This window comes from Aminobacterium sp. UBA4834, from assembly GCF_002400205.1.
Lineage (GTDB): Bacteria > Synergistota > Synergistia > Synergistales > Aminobacteriaceae > Aminobacterium > Aminobacterium mobile.
On record NZ_DHFC01000018.1, the window covers coordinates 17,874 to 34,172 of the forward strand.

18 protein-coding genes are annotated in these 16,299 nt (G+C 44.0%); 3 read left to right on the forward strand and 15 right to left on the reverse strand.

Annotated elements, in window-relative coordinates:
• Positions 1–3 precede the first annotated feature (3 nt).
• A protein-coding gene (prfB, locus tag B3L97_RS06580) for a peptide chain release factor 2 (RefSeq protein ID WP_286934625.1) occupies positions 4–1,111 on the reverse strand; the annotation gives its coding sequence in 2 pieces (ribosomal slippage) (positions 4–1,038 and positions 1,040–1,111; 1,107 coding nt in all).
• A gap of 205 nt (positions 1,112–1,316) precedes the next feature.
• On the opposite strand from prfB, the gene selD reads away from it, so the two are divergent.
• On the forward strand, positions 1,317–2,363 hold the full coding sequence (gene selD / locus B3L97_RS06585; protein WP_084043884.1) for a selenide, water dikinase SelD: 1,047 nt from the start codon (positions 1,317–1,319) through the stop codon (positions 2,361–2,363).
• Between the two features lie 62 nt (positions 2,364–2,425).
• Positions 2,426–3,622, forward strand: coding sequence for an MFS transporter (locus tag B3L97_RS06590; RefSeq protein ID WP_286934626.1), 1,197 nt, complete (start codon positions 2,426–2,428; stop codon positions 3,620–3,622).
• Between the two features lie 61 nt (positions 3,623–3,683).
• Here the strand turns inward: B3L97_RS06590 and B3L97_RS06595 are convergent, their stop codons facing one another.
• The 14 genes from B3L97_RS06595 to B3L97_RS06660 form a co-directional block, all read right to left on the reverse strand.
• Complete coding sequence (locus tag B3L97_RS06595; RefSeq protein WP_286934627.1) at positions 3,684–4,439, reverse strand: hypothetical protein; 756 nt, start codon at positions 4,437–4,439, stop codon at positions 3,684–3,686.
• An 82-nt stretch (positions 4,440–4,521) separates the two neighbouring features.
• A complete protein-coding gene (gene pyrR / locus B3L97_RS06600) occupies positions 4,522–5,073 on the reverse strand; it encodes a bifunctional pyr operon transcriptional regulator/uracil phosphoribosyltransferase PyrR (RefSeq protein WP_034326657.1) in 552 nt (183 codons plus the stop codon).
• The gene (rnc, locus tag B3L97_RS06605) at positions 5,033–5,824 is read right to left on the reverse strand and encodes a ribonuclease III (protein WP_286934628.1); all 792 of its coding nucleotides are present in this window, start codon (positions 5,822–5,824) and stop codon (positions 5,033–5,035) included. Before rnc ends, pyrR begins: the two co-directional genes overlap by 41 nt.
• Before the next feature lie 8 nt (positions 5,825–5,832).
• Positions 5,833–7,071, reverse strand: a complete 1,239-nt coding sequence (gene fabF, locus B3L97_RS06610; RefSeq protein WP_286934630.1) for a beta-ketoacyl-ACP synthase II — start codon at positions 7,069–7,071, stop codon at positions 5,833–5,835.
• Between the two features lie 98 nt (positions 7,072–7,169).
• Positions 7,170–7,421: an acyl carrier protein gene (gene acpP / locus B3L97_RS06615; protein WP_024822149.1), complete on the reverse strand. Its 252-nt coding sequence runs from the start codon at positions 7,419–7,421 to the stop codon at positions 7,170–7,172.
• 28 nt (positions 7,422–7,449) lie between these two features.
• Complete coding sequence (gene fabG, locus B3L97_RS06620; protein WP_286934922.1) at positions 7,450–8,187, reverse strand: 3-oxoacyl-[acyl-carrier-protein] reductase; 738 nt, start codon at positions 8,185–8,187, stop codon at positions 7,450–7,452.
• Between the two features lie 5 nt (positions 8,188–8,192).
• Complete coding sequence (gene fabD, locus B3L97_RS06625; RefSeq protein ID WP_286934631.1) at positions 8,193–9,143, reverse strand: ACP S-malonyltransferase; 951 nt, start codon at positions 9,141–9,143, stop codon at positions 8,193–8,195.
• Positions 9,144–9,163: 20 nt separating this feature from the next.
• Positions 9,164–10,111 (reverse strand): enoyl-[acyl-carrier-protein] reductase FabK, encoded by a 948-nt coding sequence (fabK, locus tag B3L97_RS06630; protein ID WP_286934633.1) that lies wholly within the window; start codon positions 10,109–10,111, stop codon positions 9,164–9,166.
• 12 nt (positions 10,112–10,123) lie between these two features.
• Complete coding sequence (locus tag B3L97_RS06635; RefSeq protein WP_286934634.1) at positions 10,124–11,122, reverse strand: beta-ketoacyl-ACP synthase III; 999 nt, start codon at positions 11,120–11,122, stop codon at positions 10,124–10,126.
• Positions 11,123–11,125: 3 nt separating this feature from the next.
• Complete coding sequence (gene plsX / locus B3L97_RS06640) at positions 11,126–12,124, reverse strand: phosphate acyltransferase PlsX (protein WP_286934635.1); 999 nt, start codon at positions 12,122–12,124, stop codon at positions 11,126–11,128.
• Between the two features lie 18 nt (positions 12,125–12,142).
• A complete protein-coding gene (gene fapR, locus B3L97_RS06645) occupies positions 12,143–12,676 on the reverse strand; it encodes a transcription factor FapR (RefSeq protein ID WP_245587083.1) in 534 nt (177 codons plus the stop codon).
• Between the two features lie 297 nt (positions 12,677–12,973).
• Entirely contained in the window at positions 12,974–13,177 is a 204-nt protein-coding gene (rpmF, locus tag B3L97_RS06650; protein ID WP_024822142.1) for a 50S ribosomal protein L32, read from the reverse strand.
• A 19-nt stretch (positions 13,178–13,196) separates the two neighbouring features.
• On the reverse strand, positions 13,197–13,760 hold the full coding sequence (locus B3L97_RS06655) for a YceD family protein (protein ID WP_286934637.1): 564 nt from the start codon (positions 13,758–13,760) through the stop codon (positions 13,197–13,199).
• A gap of 35 nt (positions 13,761–13,795) precedes the next feature.
• Positions 13,796–14,998, reverse strand: coding sequence for an acetate/propionate family kinase (locus B3L97_RS06660; RefSeq protein WP_024822140.1), 1,203 nt, complete (start codon positions 14,996–14,998; stop codon positions 13,796–13,798).
• Between the two features lie 87 nt (positions 14,999–15,085).
• Here B3L97_RS06660 and B3L97_RS06665 point away from each other — a divergent pair, with 87 nt between their 5' ends.
• Positions 15,086–16,294, forward strand: coding sequence for a tRNA(Met) cytidine acetate ligase (locus tag B3L97_RS06665; RefSeq protein WP_024822139.1), 1,209 nt, complete (start codon positions 15,086–15,088; stop codon positions 16,292–16,294).
• Positions 16,295–16,299: the final 5 nt, after the last annotated feature.

Below are 16,299 nucleotides of genomic sequence, written 5' to 3' on the forward strand. Positions count from 1 at the left end.
TACTTATTTGCGGCTTTGTTTCTTCCAGCGTAGATAGGCCATAATGAAGTCTTCCAACTCCCCATCTAAAACTGCCTGGACATTTCCAGTCTCGCAGCCAGTTCTATGATCTTTAACTAATGTATATGGATGGAGCACATATGACCGAATTTGGCTTCCCCAGCTAATTTCCTTCTTTTCTCCTCCTATGGTTTCTAATTCATTGTGGCGTTCTTCAAGAGCCCGCTGATAAAGCCTGCTTTTTAAAATTTGCATGGCTACTGCTCGATTCATATGTTGAGAACGCTCATTTTGACAGCTGACCACAATTCCAGATGGGAAGTGAGTTATTCGCACTGCAGAATCGGTCATATTCACATATTGCCCACCAGCCCCGCTAGATCTGAATGTATCGATACGAATATCCTCAGGGCGAATCTCTATATCCACATCCTCTGGAAGCTCCGGAACCACATCTACTGAAGCAAAACTTGTATGTCGTCTCCCCGCTGAATCAAAAGGAGATATACGGACTAAACGATGTACCCCTTTTTCTGATTTTAAATACCCATAGGCATAGTTCCCTTCCACAAGCAGTGTAACGCTATTAATTCCAGCCTCCGCATCTTTCAACAAATCCAAGATTTTTATGTGGAAGTCCTTTTGTTCTATCCATCGAACATACATTCTATAAAGCATGTCGGCCCAATCCTGAGAATCAAGCCCTCCTGAACCAGCATGAATCGAAAGAATGGCATTACCATGGTCATAATCTTCGTTAAGAAGCTCCAAAAGTTGCATCCTTTCTATTTCTTTCTTCAAAGCCACCGACCGACTATCAAATTCACTCTGGAGTTCCTTATCATCTCCCTCTCGTAACATCTCTTCCAATGTTTCTAAATCCTGAAACTCAGAGACGACCTGACTCCATGAGCCTAGTTTGTCTCGTATCCAAGACAATTGCTGGGTTATGCCTCGTGCCTCTCCACTCCCCCAAAAAGAAGGAGCAACTGTCTTTTTTTCAAGCTCTTGCAAACGAAATTCCAAAAAAACGAGGTCAAAGGCTTTCCTGCAGTTCTTCTTTAAGGGAACGCAGTTCCTCCAATACTGTAGAGTTCGGGATATTAACCATAAATAATGAGCCTCCTCATCAATATACAACCCTCAGTTTCTTATTCAAGTGTTTCATTATATCATCCAGAGCCCTTCTCTCATCGACCTAATAAGGGAAAACACTAATAATTCCGCTGTAAATTATTTGTGGTATCTCATAGCTTCATCGAATAATTTCGATTGAAATTTGTTATAATTTCTTTCGAAGAAAAGGAGGATCGACCATGCGATTAACTGAACTATCAAGAACAAGTGGGTGAGCTGCTAAAATAGGTCCGGCGGACCTGGAAAAAATACTACGAAATCTTCCTCCAGTTCATGATGAAAGGATCATTTCTACTTGGGCTTCTGGTGAAGATGCTGCTCTCTGGATTATAGATGAAAAACGACTCGGTATTCTCACTTTGGATTTTATCACGCCAATCGTAGATAATCCGAGAAAGTGGGGAGAAATAGCTGCATGTAACTCTATCAGTGATGTTTTTGCTATGGGAGGACATCCAATAGTAGCTTTGAACATAGTAGGATTCCCTGTAAAAAAACTCGATATAGAAATATTAAGGGAAATCTTAGAAGGTGGGTATTCTAAAGTAAGAGAAGCCGGTGCTTTTCTAGTGGGAGGACACAGCGTAGAAGACGAAGAACCTAAATATGGGCTCGCTGTATATGGAGAAGTGGCACGAGAGCACCCATGGCAAGTTGTAGGAGCTCAGCTTGGAGATCTTCTTATTCTTACAAAACCTGTTGGGACAGGAATTATAGCTACTGGCATTAAAGCTGACATGATTGAAGATCCTCAAGGCCCGTCAGAGGCCATTCGATGGATGTCAACCCTTAACAATGTTCCTATGATTCTTTCAGAAGACCAAAAAATAGCTATCCATGCCTGTACCGACGTCACAGGCTTTGGTCTGATCGGACATGCATTGGATATGCTTTCCCTGAAGAATCTTAATTTAGTTCTTGGACTTCACAATGTTCCTTTACTTCCAGGTGTAATAGAGCTGGCAGAGAGCGGGTTGATTCCAGCAGGAACATACAATAACCGCATTCAATACGAAGATATGGTTCATGGAATGCAGGCTTTCCCCGATGAGGAAGTAGATATCCTCTATGACGCTCAGACATCTGGTGGGTTTTTGTTGGCTGTGAGCCCTGACAAGGCAGAAGGGATAATACAATCTTTAAAAAATGCTGGTTTTGAAAGAAGTATATGTATAGGTAGATTCAAACCGGGAGAAGGTATGATTGAAATCGTTGATAATATTTAGTACAATAAAGTTATCCAAAGATCCCCTCACATATGCGAGGGGATCTTTTGAAGGGGCAACTCATGACAAATTCTCAAACATCTCATAATTATATTCTGTTAACACTTTCTCTTTCTCTCTTTTGCGCCATGCTTGGAGTAGGCGTCATTAGTCCTATTTTACCTATATATGCTTCCAAACTTGGCGCCAGTGGTATTGTTCTTGGCTTTGTTTTTGGAACCTTTTCTTTTGCCCGAACCGGAGGGATGCTCATCTCTGGTGAGTTAGCTGAGCGCTTTGATCGAAAACTCCTTCTTGGTGCAGGCCTATTGGTCTACTCTTTAGCATCTCTCGCTTACGTAAGAGCCGACAATACAGTAGCATTAGTAGCCATAAGGTTCTTTCACGGCTTGGGTTCCGCTTTTGTTATACCAATAGCTATGGCTATTGGCGCCGACGTTGCTGAAGAGGGAAATGAAGGTCGTCTTTTTGGGACTTTGCAAGGAGCTCATTTTTTAGGAGTAGGCTTTGGTCCTCTCATCAGCGGCATACTCACCGATCGATGGGGATGGCAACTCCCTTTTTACTTCATGACAGTCCTAACAAGTCTTGCTCTGTTTATGGTTATACGGAAACTTCCTCACAGGATACCTACTCGAGCCCAAGCTACTGGTCAAACGATGTTCCCTGCTATAAAAGGAATGCTACGAAATTGGGCACTCCGAATTTGTTTTTACTATCAATTCTGTTTTGCCATGTGCCGGGGAACCATCCTTATGCTTATTCCTCTTCTAGCTCAAGGATACTCTCTATCTTTTTCCCAAATTGGGATAATACTTTCTCTTAACTCCATAGCAACTGGAGCTCTGCAGCGGTTTTTCGGCCCTCTTTCCGATACCATAGAACGACATCGTCTGATTGTATTTGGTGGCATTTTATCTGGAGTTGTTTTCCTGGTTATACCCTATTTCCGCAGCTTTTTAGGGCTTACAGTAGCCAGTATCATTTTCGGGGTCGGACACGCTCTTTCCTCTCCTTCTTTAGCTGCCATCACAGCAGAAAACAGCGCTGAATTCGGAAGTGGGAGAACTATGAGTATTTTTAATATTTTCTTTAGTCTGGGAATGATGACTGGCCCAATTCTTGACGGATTTGTAGTAGAGTCTGGGCTAAAAGTTAGTCCCTTTCATATTTTAAGTTTTATGATCTTTTCTGCTACAATTCCATTCCTCTTTTTCCCTAAAAAGACAGCTAGCGGTAAAGAATCTGCTGTTAACTAGAAATCCTGTGAGATAAAAGGGACAGACAGTCGAGACGGTGTAAAGAATCCGCTGTTAAAAGCTAATTAGATGTAGCGGAAAAAGCTGCTATATTCCATATAGACAGATATTGGTCATATAAAGAAATAATAAGATCTTCCTCTATAGTAGGTCGCTTAAGGAGAATAATTTGAGAAGATTTGATCTTTAGCAACGTATCTTGCATACATCGAGGTGTTTGTGCATCGTAAACTACTGGAATACCTTGTTTTATAATTTCCTCTACTTTTTGTTTGAAGCTATCCAAAGACTCTCCATTTTTCCAAAGAGTTACATTCTCCCCCGAAGGACGCAATATTTCACATCGGGCTGCCCGTAAAAGCTCCCCATATGAAGCTGAGAGGTCGTAGACTTTTTTACCTTGCAGTAATTGTCTCCCAAGAAGGACTGTGCTCTCTAAACGCCCCTGAAACTCCGCTAGTCGCCGTTGGTAGAAAAAATAATGCTCTGTGTCGAGGCTGGAAAAAACATTCAAAATTCGTTGAGCAATAAAGGGAAGCACTGAGGGATCGGCAAAATAGCTATCTAACTTCTCTCTAGGGAAAGGAAGATTTCGATAAAGAACATACAGATTCTTCCTTTTTTCAGATATTCCATATTTTTGAGCGTCTGAATAATCTAATACCAGTAAGGGGAGATCTTCTGACATTTTTTTTGGCGCCACTCTTTTTTCCAATCCATCTTCAGACCACACTACCATAGGATGGACTGTTACATATACGCCCCCCATAAAATTGGACATAACAGACAACCATGGAGATGATACCCACAAGTCCATAGCTAAAGCTCTGCAAGGGACGAGGAACAATAGGAGCAAAAAGGCAAAAAACAACCTCACTTTTCTCGTGGGGGAGAATTTTTCATTCACTTTGTTTTTCGCAAATAACCACATCATCTACGCCGTCAAGCTCTTCCACTCTTACTTCCACAATTTCATCAGAGGAAGTTGGAACCTTTTTACCACAAAAATCCGGGTGTATTGGCAGCTCACGATGTCCTCGGTCTATTAATACTGCAAGTTGCACAGAGGAAGGACGCCCAAGATCCATAAGAGCATCCAAAGCCGCCCGCACAGTCCGTCCCGTATAGATCACATCGTCTACTAAAATAAGATTCATGCCACTGACATCGAAAGGAATGGAAGTGCTATGGACCATAGGTTGCTCGTGAAGCAACGTTAAATCATCTCTATACAAGGTTATATCAAGTTCTCCTGTGGGAATTTTTACTTTTTCTTGCTGGAGTAACACATCCTGAAGTCGCTTAGCTAAATACACTCCGCGCCTTTGTATTCCGAGTAATGCTATCCCTTCTGTTCCCCTGTTCCACTCTATGATCTCATTGCCAATCCTCTTTAACACTCTTTTTATATCATCTTTGGTCATTATAATTGCTTTTTGCATAAGATCCATGGTCAATCTCCTTTTCCTCCCCCCCCTCTATACCCTCTCTTTTGAGGAGGGATATTTTGCCCAACCCCTGGGCAGCTGCTTGAATCTCCGCTAGTTTTCGCGAGTGCCCCGTTCCACATCCAAAGATAACTCCATCTATTTTTAAATGTACGGTGAACTTAGGTAAATGCGAAGGCCCTTCAGAGGAGGCCACTACATAGTCAGGATGTCCCATTCCTCTTTTTTGAGTTTCAACTTGCAGAAGAGATTTAGGATCCTGATTTTCTTCATAAGGATTAACAGTAGACTGGAAAAAAAGATATCTGCGTATTACTTTTTGTGCTACCTGAAATCCACCATCATAAAAAACAGCACCAAACACTGCCTCAACTGCATCAGCAATAATAGAAGAGTTAATGCCTTGATGTTCTATTCCTTTCCCCACCCGAATAAGTCGGGGTAATTCCATACTTTTCCCCCATATAAAAAGAGCTTTTTTTCGAACAAGATTTGAGCGAAATTGAGTTAACTTCCCCTCGTCAAGATCAGGATACTCACCATAGAGTTCTGCTGAAACCACAAGCTCTAACACAGCGTCTCCTAAAAATTCAAGACGCTCATTATAATAAGGGAGGCCCTCTTCATAAGCATAAGAAGCATGGGTGAGGGCCTCTTCTAAAAGTTCTCTTCTTAAAAAAGAGTATCCTAATTTTTCCTGAAAAGAGAGAAGACTCTGATTCCACCATTGTTCTTTTTCAGGACTATTCTTCACAGGACCTCTTACCTCTCGTACTTCTGGACAGCAACAACAGCATTGTGCCCACCAAAACCAAAACTGTTGACGAGCACTCGAGAAACTGGTTTATGCACCGCTTGAGGCCCTACCACATGAATATCACATTCCGGATCTGGCGTTTCATAGTTAACAGTAGGATGGACAACGTTCTCTACAATAGATTGAATTGCAGCTATCGTCTCAAGAGCTCCAGCGGCACCGAGACAGTGTCCAATCATAGATTTTGTAGAGTTAACCAAAATCTTGGGTGTATATTCTCCAAAGACGGTACGAATCGCCATAGATTCCATTTTATCGTTTAGACCGGTAGAGGTTCCATGAGCGTTAATATATTCCACATCTTCTGGAAGCCATTTTGCCTGACTTATTGCTTGGCGCATCGCTCGTACTGCCCCTTCGCCTTTTGGATCTGGCGCTGTAATGTGGCTAGCGTCACACGTAGATCCATATCCCACAACTTCGCCATATATATGGGCTCCACGACGAAGAGCATGGTCCAGTTCTTCCAGCACGAGAACGCCCGCACCCTCGCCCATTACGAAGCCATCTCGGTCCAGATCGAAAGGACGAGATGCTCGCTGAGGCTCATCATTGCGGGTCGAAAGAGCTTTCATAGCAGCAAAGCCAGCTATGCTGATAGAACGAAGAGCAGCTTCCGTGCCCCCAGCTAAAATAACATCTGCGTCATCTCGCTGTATGGCGTAATAAGCTTCTCCTATACTATTGGTTCCTGTAGCACATGCTGTGACAACGCATAGATTGGGCCCCTTTGCGCCGTACCGAATAGCTACGTAAGCCGTAGACATATTGCTGATCATCATAGGAATGAAAAAGGGGCTTATTCGTCTTGGGCCCTTTTCAATAAGGGTCTGAAAATTATTAAAAGTCGTCTCTATGCCGCCTTGTCCAGTTCCAATATAAACACCAAATTTATTAGAATCCAGGCTTTTTACATCCAGATGGGCATCCTCAAGAGCCATATCTGAAGCAGCTACAGCAAAATGGATCACCCGATCGGAGCGTTTTACCTCTTTATTGTCAAGCCAATGAGTTGGGTCAAAGTCTCTGACCTCAGCTCCGAAAGTTACAGGAAGGTCAGAGGCATCAAAGGTCGTTAAAGGACCGACGCCATTTCGTCCTTCTTCAAGAGCTTTCCAGAAATCTACTCTTCCATTCGCGATTGGGCTCACTACTCCAAGCCCTGTAATAACTACCCTTCTCAAATCACGTCACTCCTCACCGTTCAGGGATAGGGCACCGCGATGTTGCAATAGGCCGGGGGATCTATATTCCTCCGGCCCAGAAATGCCTTTATTCCAAATTACTCTTCTACTCCAAGCTTTTCGAGGGTATACTTCATAGCTTCCCCTACGGAAGTGAGCTTCTCAGCATCCTCGTCAGGTATTTCAATATCAAATTCTTCTTCAATACCCATAATGAGCTCAACGATGTCAAGAGAATCAGCACCAAGATCCTCCACGAAGGAAGCCTCGAGAACAATCTGGCCATCTTCAACATCAAGTCTGTCCATAATAATTTCTTTTAAGCGAGCAACAACTTCTTCTTTCTTCATTCTCCTTCACCCCCTTCCACTACTCTTCTTAACACATGGTCATTCCGCCATCTACGGCAATAACTTGACCAGTTACATATGCAGAATCATCTGAAGCTAGAAAAGCCGCAACTCTGGCCACATCATCAGGAGTCCCTGCCCGACCAAGAGGAATCTGAGCCAGCATAGACTGTTTAATCTCATCTTTCAAGACCGAAGTCATATCAGATTCAATAAATCCAGGAGCAATGGCATTTGCAGTGATCCCTCTAGCGCCATACTCTCTGGCAACAGCTTTCGTGAAACCTACAATACCCGCTTTAGAAGCACAGTAATTAGACTGTCCTGGATTGCCAATGAGCCCCACCACTGATGAGATGTTAATAATCCTTCCCCATCGTGCTTTTACCATCTTCTTAATAGCTTGCTTTGTACAATAAAAAACTGATGTCAGGTTAGCAGCTATAACGTCTTGCCATTCTTCATCTTTCATTCTCATGAGGAGGTTGTCTCGAGTAATACCTGCATTATTAACCAAAATGTCTACCGCCCCGAGATTCCCCTCTATCTGCACAAACATCTCTGCTACCTGCTCCGGATTCGTTACATCACATTGTACAGCGAAAGCATCTACTCCCAAATGTTGCATCATATCGCACACATCCATAGCACTTGTGCCGCTCTTGTTATAGCTAATAGCCACATGATATCTGCGGGCAGCAAGTTCCAGCGCAATATGTTTGCCTATTCCTCTCCCCCCACCAGTGACGAGAGCAACTCGACCCATACCCATCACTCTACCACCTCCTTAAAAAGAGAAGTGATGGTCTTTATATCTTCTTCTGTAGCTACAGAATAGGTTTTAGACCCTTTTTGGCAGCGCTTGATAAGACCGGCTAGAACCGTTCCCGGTCCGAGTTCGAAATAAGTATCAACTCCTTGAGATGCCATATATTCAACAGATTTTGCCCATAAAACAGGCATATATGTCTGATGGAACAATGCATTCTGCACTTCCCGCACAGTGGAAACAGGTTGTGCGGAAACATTAGCCACAACAGGCCACTGGGGGGCTTCCCATTGGCAGCCGTTAAAAGCCTCTTTCAATTTATTTGCCACTGGCCTCATCATTTTGCTGTGGAAAGGAGCACTCACTTTCAACAGCACTGCCTTACGAGCACCTCTTTCCTTCGCTTCCTCAACCGCTTTTTCCACAAAGGCCGTTGCTCCAGAAATAACAACCTGCCCTGGGGAATTATAATTTGCAGCCTGGCATTCTCCATGAGGAGCGATAGTTTTACACAGATCTTCTACTATATCTGACTCTAAACCAAGCAAGGCAGCCATCGCTCCTTCTCCCTCCGGAACCGCCTCTTGCATAAGAGAACCTCGGAGATGGACAAGACGAACTCCATCCTCTAAAGATAGAGCTCCTGCCACAACAAGAGCTGTATACTCTCCCAAACTATGGCCCGCTATATAGGCTGGAGAAAAGTGCAACCCAAATTCTTGAGAAAGAATCTCATAGACTGCCACACTTACTGTCAAAATAGCTGGCTGAGTATAAGCTGTCAGTGTCAACTTCTCTTCAGGTCCGTCAAATATCAACTGGCTTAAATGAAATCCCAAAGAACTATCAGCCCTTTGAAAGATTTCTCTTGCTATTGGGAACATATCGAAAAGGGATTTCCCCATACCAACTTCCTGCGCTCCCTGACCTGGGAAAACCAATGCATATTTCAATATACGGTCACCTCGACTCTCTAGCTCTCAAAACGGGGTAATCGAGTAATAACATCAGCTGCCTCTGCGAACATATTCTGCAAAATTTCGGCAGCTGGCCTCACATCATGAATAAGGGCTGAACTTTGGCCAGCCATCAGAGATCCCCACTCTATATCTCCATCTACCACTGCGGCGCGAAGTCGCCCTGTTCCCAGCTTTTCTATATCTTCAACCGAAGCTCCGCTTGTTTCTAGTTCTTCAAACCGAGCTGTCAATTTATTGCGCAAGCAACGAACTGGATGTCCCGTGCTACGTCCGGTAACCACATTGCTACGATCTCTTGCATTGATAATTGCTTGTTTGTAGTTTTGATGGACCGTACACTCAGTGCAACACACCATACGAGTCCCTATCTGAATTCCTTCTGCTCCAAGACAAAAAGCCGCAGTTATCCCTCTCCCGTCTGCAATTCCACCAGCCGCAATAACGGGAAGTTGCACAGCATCCACAATTTGTGGGACAAGCACCATAGTCGTTAAATCACCAATATGGCCACCTGCCTCTGTCCCTTCTGCCACTACAGCATCTGCACCTTGCTTTTCTACCCTTTTAGCCTGAGCTACTGAAGCAATAACCGGTATAATTACAGTTCCCATGGGTTTAAGCTTTTCTATTACCTTACCTGGACTTCCAGCCCCTGTAGTGACTATAGGAACCTTATGTTTAGCTGCTAATTCTACTGCGTCATCAGCCGTAGGAGACATCAGCATAATATTAAGGCCGAAAGGCTTATCAGTTAACGTCTTTATTCTCTGGAGCTCTTGATCTAGTATCTCAGGAGGCATATTGGCTGCCCCTATAAGTCCCAAGCCGCCAGCATTACTCACCGCTGCGGCAAGGGTAGAATTTGCAACCCATGCCATCCCCCCCTGAATAAGAGGATATTTGGTGCCGAGAAGTTGAGTTACTCTGTTATTCCAAACCAAAATATGTTCACCTCACATCTCGTACAAAATCGCTCCGTAAGTCATGCCTGCCCCGAAGCTCGATAAAACTAATTTTTGGCCTTTTACCAAATTTACACTATCAAAAAGCTCCGCCAATGCTAAAAATATAGATGCTGCTGATGTATTTCCATAACGATCAAGGTTAACGAAAGCTTTATCCATGTCCACATCCAGACGTCGCAAAACGCCCTCTACAATTCGGAGGTTCGCTTGATGGAAAAGCCACCAATCAATTTGATCGGACTGATAACCAGCAGTCTGTACCATTTTCTTCAAAAAAGAAGGGAGCAGTCTGTTCACGAACTTAAAGACGTCATTCCCCTTCATATGAACATAATGAAGCCCTTCACGGAGAGTCTCTTCTGAGGCAGGATGTTCTATCAGACCTCCTGGAAGAGTTATAAGATCCGACCTCGCACCATCAGAACGGAGTTCTGCTGATATAAAATGCCCCTGCCCCGATAAAGAAGGGCCTAAGACAAGAGCTCCTGCTCCATCCCCAAAAAGAACACAGGTATTGCGATCCTGCCAGTTTATAATACGGGATAACACCTCTGCTCCTACCACAAGGACTTTGTTCCAAAGTCCACATGCTATCCCGGAAACCGCCACCGTTATGGCATAAATACATCCGGTACATCCCGACTGCACGTCAAAAGCGCCGGCCCGAGATGCTTTAAGTTTTCCCTGCAATTTAGGAGCTACTCCAGGGAAAAGAGTATCAGGAGTATTGGTAGCTACAATAACCATATCTAGTTCTGATGGAAGGACGCCACTGTCCTTTAACGCCACCAGGGAGGCATTATATGCCAGATCGCTTGTTAGTTCATCGTCTCTTGCTATACGACGCTCCCGAATGCCAGTTCTTTCTCGTATCCACTCGTCACTCGTTTCCACCATTTTCGACAGATCGTCGTTAGTCATAATACGCTCTGGGACATACATGCCTGCCCCCAAAATTGAAACCTCACGTCCACTAAACAGGCCCATTTGTTATACCTCCCTGTTAAGCTCGTTAGATATCAGATCAACGCCTTTCTGAAGCACAAAGTTACGTGCAACTCGTATAGCACTGGCCACAGCCGGAGCTTTTGATCGTCCATGGGCTTTCACTACAACTCCATTTACGCCTAGAAGGGGTGTCCCTCCATGCTTTTCATAATCAAAACGACTCCAGAGATCTTTTAACATCGGAACCATAAAAAGAAGTCCTATTTTAGGCAACATCCTCCGATCGATCTCATCTTTAGCGATGGAATACACTGCCTGGATAACACCTTCAGCAAATTTCAAGACAACATTTCCAGAAAACCCATCGCAAACAACTACATCGGCCTTACTAAAGGGGATTTCGTCTCCTTCTATATAGCCGGTAAAATTTAAAGCGCTCGCTCTTAACATTTCTCTTGCGCTTGCTATAACTTCATCGCCCTTTATATCTTCTGATCCGTTAGAGAGAAGCGCCACTTCTGGAGAAGTAACACCTAGAATACATTTTGAATAAATATCTCCCATGAGAGCGAATTGGAAAAGATTTACTGGTTTTGCCCGCACTGTGGCGCCTACATCAAGCAAAAAGGTATATTTATTTAGAGTGGGAAGAGCAACACCCAGAGCAGGCCTATCAATTCCAGAAATACGTCCTACTACAAGAACACCGCCAGCCACTATGGCTCCTGTATTTCCTGCAGAAACACAGCCACCCACTTCGCCACTTCTCGTCATTTCCATGGCAAGACGCAAACTAGAATGCCTCTTCTTGCGAATACTTTGACTAGGGTGATCATCCATAGCAATATACTCTTCAGTATGAACAATAGATACTCTTTTCCGTACCGAATTTTCAGCGTTAGTAACGTAGGGTTCAATTTGGCGTTGATTCCCCACCAGAATAATCTCAAGATCCTCAAATTCTTTACAGGCTAACAAAGCACCTTTACAAAGCTCACGAGGAGCGTTGTCGCCCCCCATTGCATCGAGAGCTAGCAACATTATAAAAAGTCCTCCCCTCTAATCTTGTGGCTCGAGGGAGTCGATGGCAACAGCAATAAAACGGCCGACAAAAATTTCCTGATCGCCAACCCGAGTTCTTACGCTCACTATATATTTATTGTCTTTATGAACACCGACTTTTGCCCGAGCAATTAACACATCGCCCACTTTGGCATGCCTCTTATACTCGCCTCTCATAGAGTCGATTATAACCATGTCTGCTTCCACTACAGCTATAGCTATAGAGCTGGCTTGAGAGTAGACATAGTGGTCGCAAACATAATCCGTGTGACGGAACGCCATTTCTTTTTTCGTCTGAAGAACAGATAGAGCCCATTTATTAGGTTCGAGCTCGAGGAGATCGCCTACAACCTCACTCTGTTTTAAAGAACGGAGCTTACTTGTTGCCCGCTGCGCCATATGCTTGGTCCTCTCTCGCAACTCTGGAACGCCAAGCAATGCCCGGTCAAGGCGAATAGTGCTGACACTAGCCTTTAAGGCTTGTGCCAGTTCTTTGTCTGTATAAAGCGGATTTTGTTCAAGGAGTTTCAATAGTTTTTCCTGCCTGAGTTTCTTTTTTTTTGAACGGATAACAAACTCCCTCCAGTTTTAAGACCAGGTATCAACATCTGATCTGATGACTGGGTCAGTATAATATTTTTCTTCCTGCCGGTCAAGAAGATTTTCGCCTATAGAGGGCAGAAAAGGACAAAGCGAAAGCTCGCAGTTAGCGTGCATATACCTCACCATGAGCAACTATCAAGGACAGAAAAAGAATAAAGCGGAAGGCTTACACTATAAATGCCTTCCGCCATCATTTTTGCTTTTATATTCGTTACTGTAGCAAACTTATGCTTCTTCCGTTACTTCTTCAGATGTAGAGACAACCTTGCGGCCACGATAATATCCGCACTCGGGGCAAGCACGATAGTTCATAATCATCTCCCCACAATGAGGACATGTGGTAAGCCCTGGAGCAGTAGCAGAACCAAGCCAAACAGCCTTCCGTTTATGTGTACGCGCATGTGATACTTTTCTTTTAGGTGTTGCCATGTCAGTTCCCTCCTTTACTTTAAACTTCAGAATCTTCGTCTTTAAACTTCAGCAAGTCCGCGAGACGTGGATCGATATTGTTTTGGCGACAACCGCAATCGCCCTTGTTCAGAGAAGCTCCGCAAATAGGACAAAGTCCTCGACAGTCCTCTTTGCACAAAGGATTAGTGGGGAGACTTAAAATCAAGCTTTCCCACACTTGTTGCGTAATATCCAATTGCTTCTCCAGCATATCAACCCTTACAAGATGCTCGTCATCTTTTCCAGCAGCAGTTTCTTTATCTCGCAAAGAGTAAAGATACATGAAATGTGTCTTCAATGCAATATCTGTCATCTCAAGACATCGAATACAGGGAACTGAAATAGTCGAATCTAAATATATATCCACCATCAACGACTCATCAGCCCAACGAGACTCGGCGTGTACATGAAGGGGCGTTTTAAAAGAATAAAGCTCCCCCACATAAGAGATTGTATCTCGAATAGCCACGTCCCAATCCATTTCTGTGGTACCGAGATGCACATCCTGCTCTGGAATTTGCATTCGCAGCGACCAGTCAGATGGCAGATCACTAATAGGCACAGCAAACCCTCCTCATACAGCCCCTAAAATACTCCTTATTTAAGTGTTTCTACGATGCTTTGAGTATCTCGGGCGATAACCAACTCTTCGTTCGTAGGAATAATAAGCACTTTGACCCGAGAGTCATCGGTGCTGATAAGAGTTTCTTTCCCTCGAACATTATTCTTTTCCGGGTCAATAGAAATACCCAAAAAGTCCAAGCCACTACAAACCTTTTCTCGGGCTGCTGCGCTATTTTCACCAATTCCAGCAGTAAATACAAGTACATCTATACCGCCCATAGCTGCTGCATAGGCACCAACATATTTCTTAATGCCATAGTAAAGCATGGACTCTGCAAGCTCTGCCCTCTTATTTCCCTTAGAAGCTTCTTCTTCAATATCACGAAGATCACTGCTCACTCCAGAGATGCCAAGAAGGCCGCTTTCCTTGTTGAGAATATGGCTCATTGCCTTAGGATCAATATTTTCCTGTTCGGCAAGGAACGTCAAGAGAAGAGGATCAACGTCTCCAGCTCGTGTTCCCATTATAACTCCAGGAAGAGGGCTAAAGCCCATACTTGTATCGATAGATTTACCTTTATCTACTGCCGCAATAGAGCTCCCGTTACCTAAATGACAGGTAACTATTTTAAGATCTTCCACTTTCTTCCCAAGGAACTCAGCAGCTCTGCGAGAAACGTAATAGTGGCTCGTACCGTGGAAACCATATCTGCGAACTCTATATTTTTCATAGTAATGATAGGGGACACCATACATATAGGCATAGCCAGGCATCGTCTGATGGAAGGCCGTATCAAATACCCCCACCTGAGGCGTGTTGGGGAGTACTTCCTGCATCGCTTCAATTCCCATAAGGTTAGCCGGGTTGTGAAGAGGCGCAAGAGGCACGCATTCCTGCAACGCATCAACAACAGCCTTATCGATCAAGACAGAACTTGCAAATTTTTCACCACCATGTACCACTCTATGGCCTACGGCTCCAAGCTCGTCAAGGCTCTTGAGCACACCATGTTTCTCATCGAGAAGGGCATCGAGAACTAACTTTATACCAACCTTGTGGTTGGGAATATCTACGTTCTGAACGATGGGATCCATGCCAACTTTCGTATGTTTAATACGAGATCCCTCTATCCCTATACGCTCTACAAGCCCCTTAGCCAGTACGTCCTCTGTCTCCATATCAAAAAGTTGGTACTTCAACGAAGAACTGCCGCAGTTAATAACTAAGACTTTCATTATTTCTAGATTCCTCCCTCTTCTTGACCTGATAGTATTCTACAAGGTATCTTAAATGGATCATAATCAAAGAAAGCGTGATGACGTATGAATCCCAAAATTGTGGGAATCATCGCTGAATATAATCCGTTCCATAATGGACACTTCTACCATTTAAAAGAAGCCGTGAAGCGAACAGAAGCTTCAGGGGTTGTCGTTGTTCTCTCCTCTCATTTCACACAACGAGGAGAACCGGCTTTCATCGATAAGTGGCAAAGAGCTGCTTCTGCTCTTGAAGCCGGAGCTGATGTCGTTATAGAACTTCCAGTTTTCTTTTCGTGCCATAATGCCGGCATTTTTGCAGCAGGAGCTGTAGACATTCTCGCTGCTTGCAAGTGCGTAACTCACCTTGCTTTTGGTATGGAAAACAGCAACTGCCATATCTCCACAATCCTTGACATTCTAATTCACGAACCCGAACCTTTCAAGAGAGAACTCCGCAACCTCATGGATGAAGGATATTCTTATGTCCAGGCTAGAGCTATGGCTCTGGATAGCATTGTAGCCGGGGGCGGACAATTCATTTCTCTACCTAATAATTCTCTAGCTCTGGCCTATCTCCGCCGCATTAAAACCCAAAAATACCCTTTATATCCTCTCGCCATAGAACGGGTGGGGTATGGTTATCATGATCCCCATTCAGGAACATGGGCCAGCGCAACAGCTATCAGAAAAGCTTACTGGAGCGGTAACTACAAACAGGGAGAGAAAGGAATTCCAGAATTCTCCAGAAAGATCATTAATACGTCTCTTAAAAGCGGCCGGTGTCTTCTTTCTTTCGAAAACCTATGGCGTTTTCTTCAAGTATCCCTTATTAGATCTACCCCTAAGGAAATAGCGAAATACGCAGAGATGCGGGAAGGGCTGGAAAATCTCTTCTACAAACTGGCCTTCACTAGTTCCTCTTGGGATGATTTTTTCTCAAGGGCAACATCTCGACGTTACACAAGAAGTACTCTGCAACGCTTAGCCATTCATTTCCTTCTTGGGCTGACTCATTGGGAAAATCGAGCTTTTCAACGTTTGGGGCCACAATATATCAGAATATTAGGATTCTCAGATCGTGGACAGGATATACTACGAGAAATAAAGAAACACGGCTCCATCCCTCTTATAACGAGGGGACATATGCCTTCATCCAAAGGGCCAGCAGCCCAACTCCTCCAGATAGAAAATAAAGCTTCGATTTTATGGGAAAACCTAGTTCCCAACTCTATAGTTAACCACGAAATCAAAGCCACCCCTTTACGCTTTTAGGGTAT

Coding starts and splice junctions, on each gene's coding strand:
- B3L97_RS06590 (WP_286934626.1), top strand. CDS start 2,426: ATGACAAATTCTCAAACATCTCATAATTATATTCTGTTAACACTTTCT.
- B3L97_RS06595 (WP_286934627.1), bottom strand. CDS start 4,439: ATGGACTTGTGGGTATCATCTCCATGGTTGTCTGTTATGTCCAATTTT.
- pyrR (WP_034326657.1), bottom strand. CDS start 5,073: ATGGATCTTATGCAAAAAGCAATTATAATGACCAAAGATGATATAAAA.
- acpP (WP_024822149.1), bottom strand. CDS start 7,421: ATGAAGAAAGAAGAAGTTGTTGCTCGCTTAAAAGAAATTATTATGGAC.
- fabG (WP_286934922.1), bottom strand. CDS start 8,187: ATGGGTCGAGTTGCTCTCGTCACTGGTGGGGGGAGAGGAATAGGCAAA.
- B3L97_RS06635 (WP_286934634.1), bottom strand. CDS start 11,122: ATGGGCCTGTTTAGTGGACGTGAGGTTTCAATTTTGGGGGCAGGCATG.
- plsX (WP_286934635.1), bottom strand. CDS start 12,124: ATGTTGCTAGCTCTCGATGCAATGGGGGGCGACAACGCTCCTCGTGAG.
- rpmF (WP_024822142.1), bottom strand. CDS start 13,177: ATGGCAACACCTAAAAGAAAAGTATCACATGCGCGTACACATAAACGG.
- B3L97_RS06660 (WP_024822140.1), bottom strand. CDS start 14,998: ATGAAAGTCTTAGTTATTAACTGCGGCAGTTCTTCGTTGAAGTACCAA.
- B3L97_RS06665 (WP_024822139.1), top strand. CDS start 15,086: ATGAATCCCAAAATTGTGGGAATCATCGCTGAATATAATCCGTTCCAT.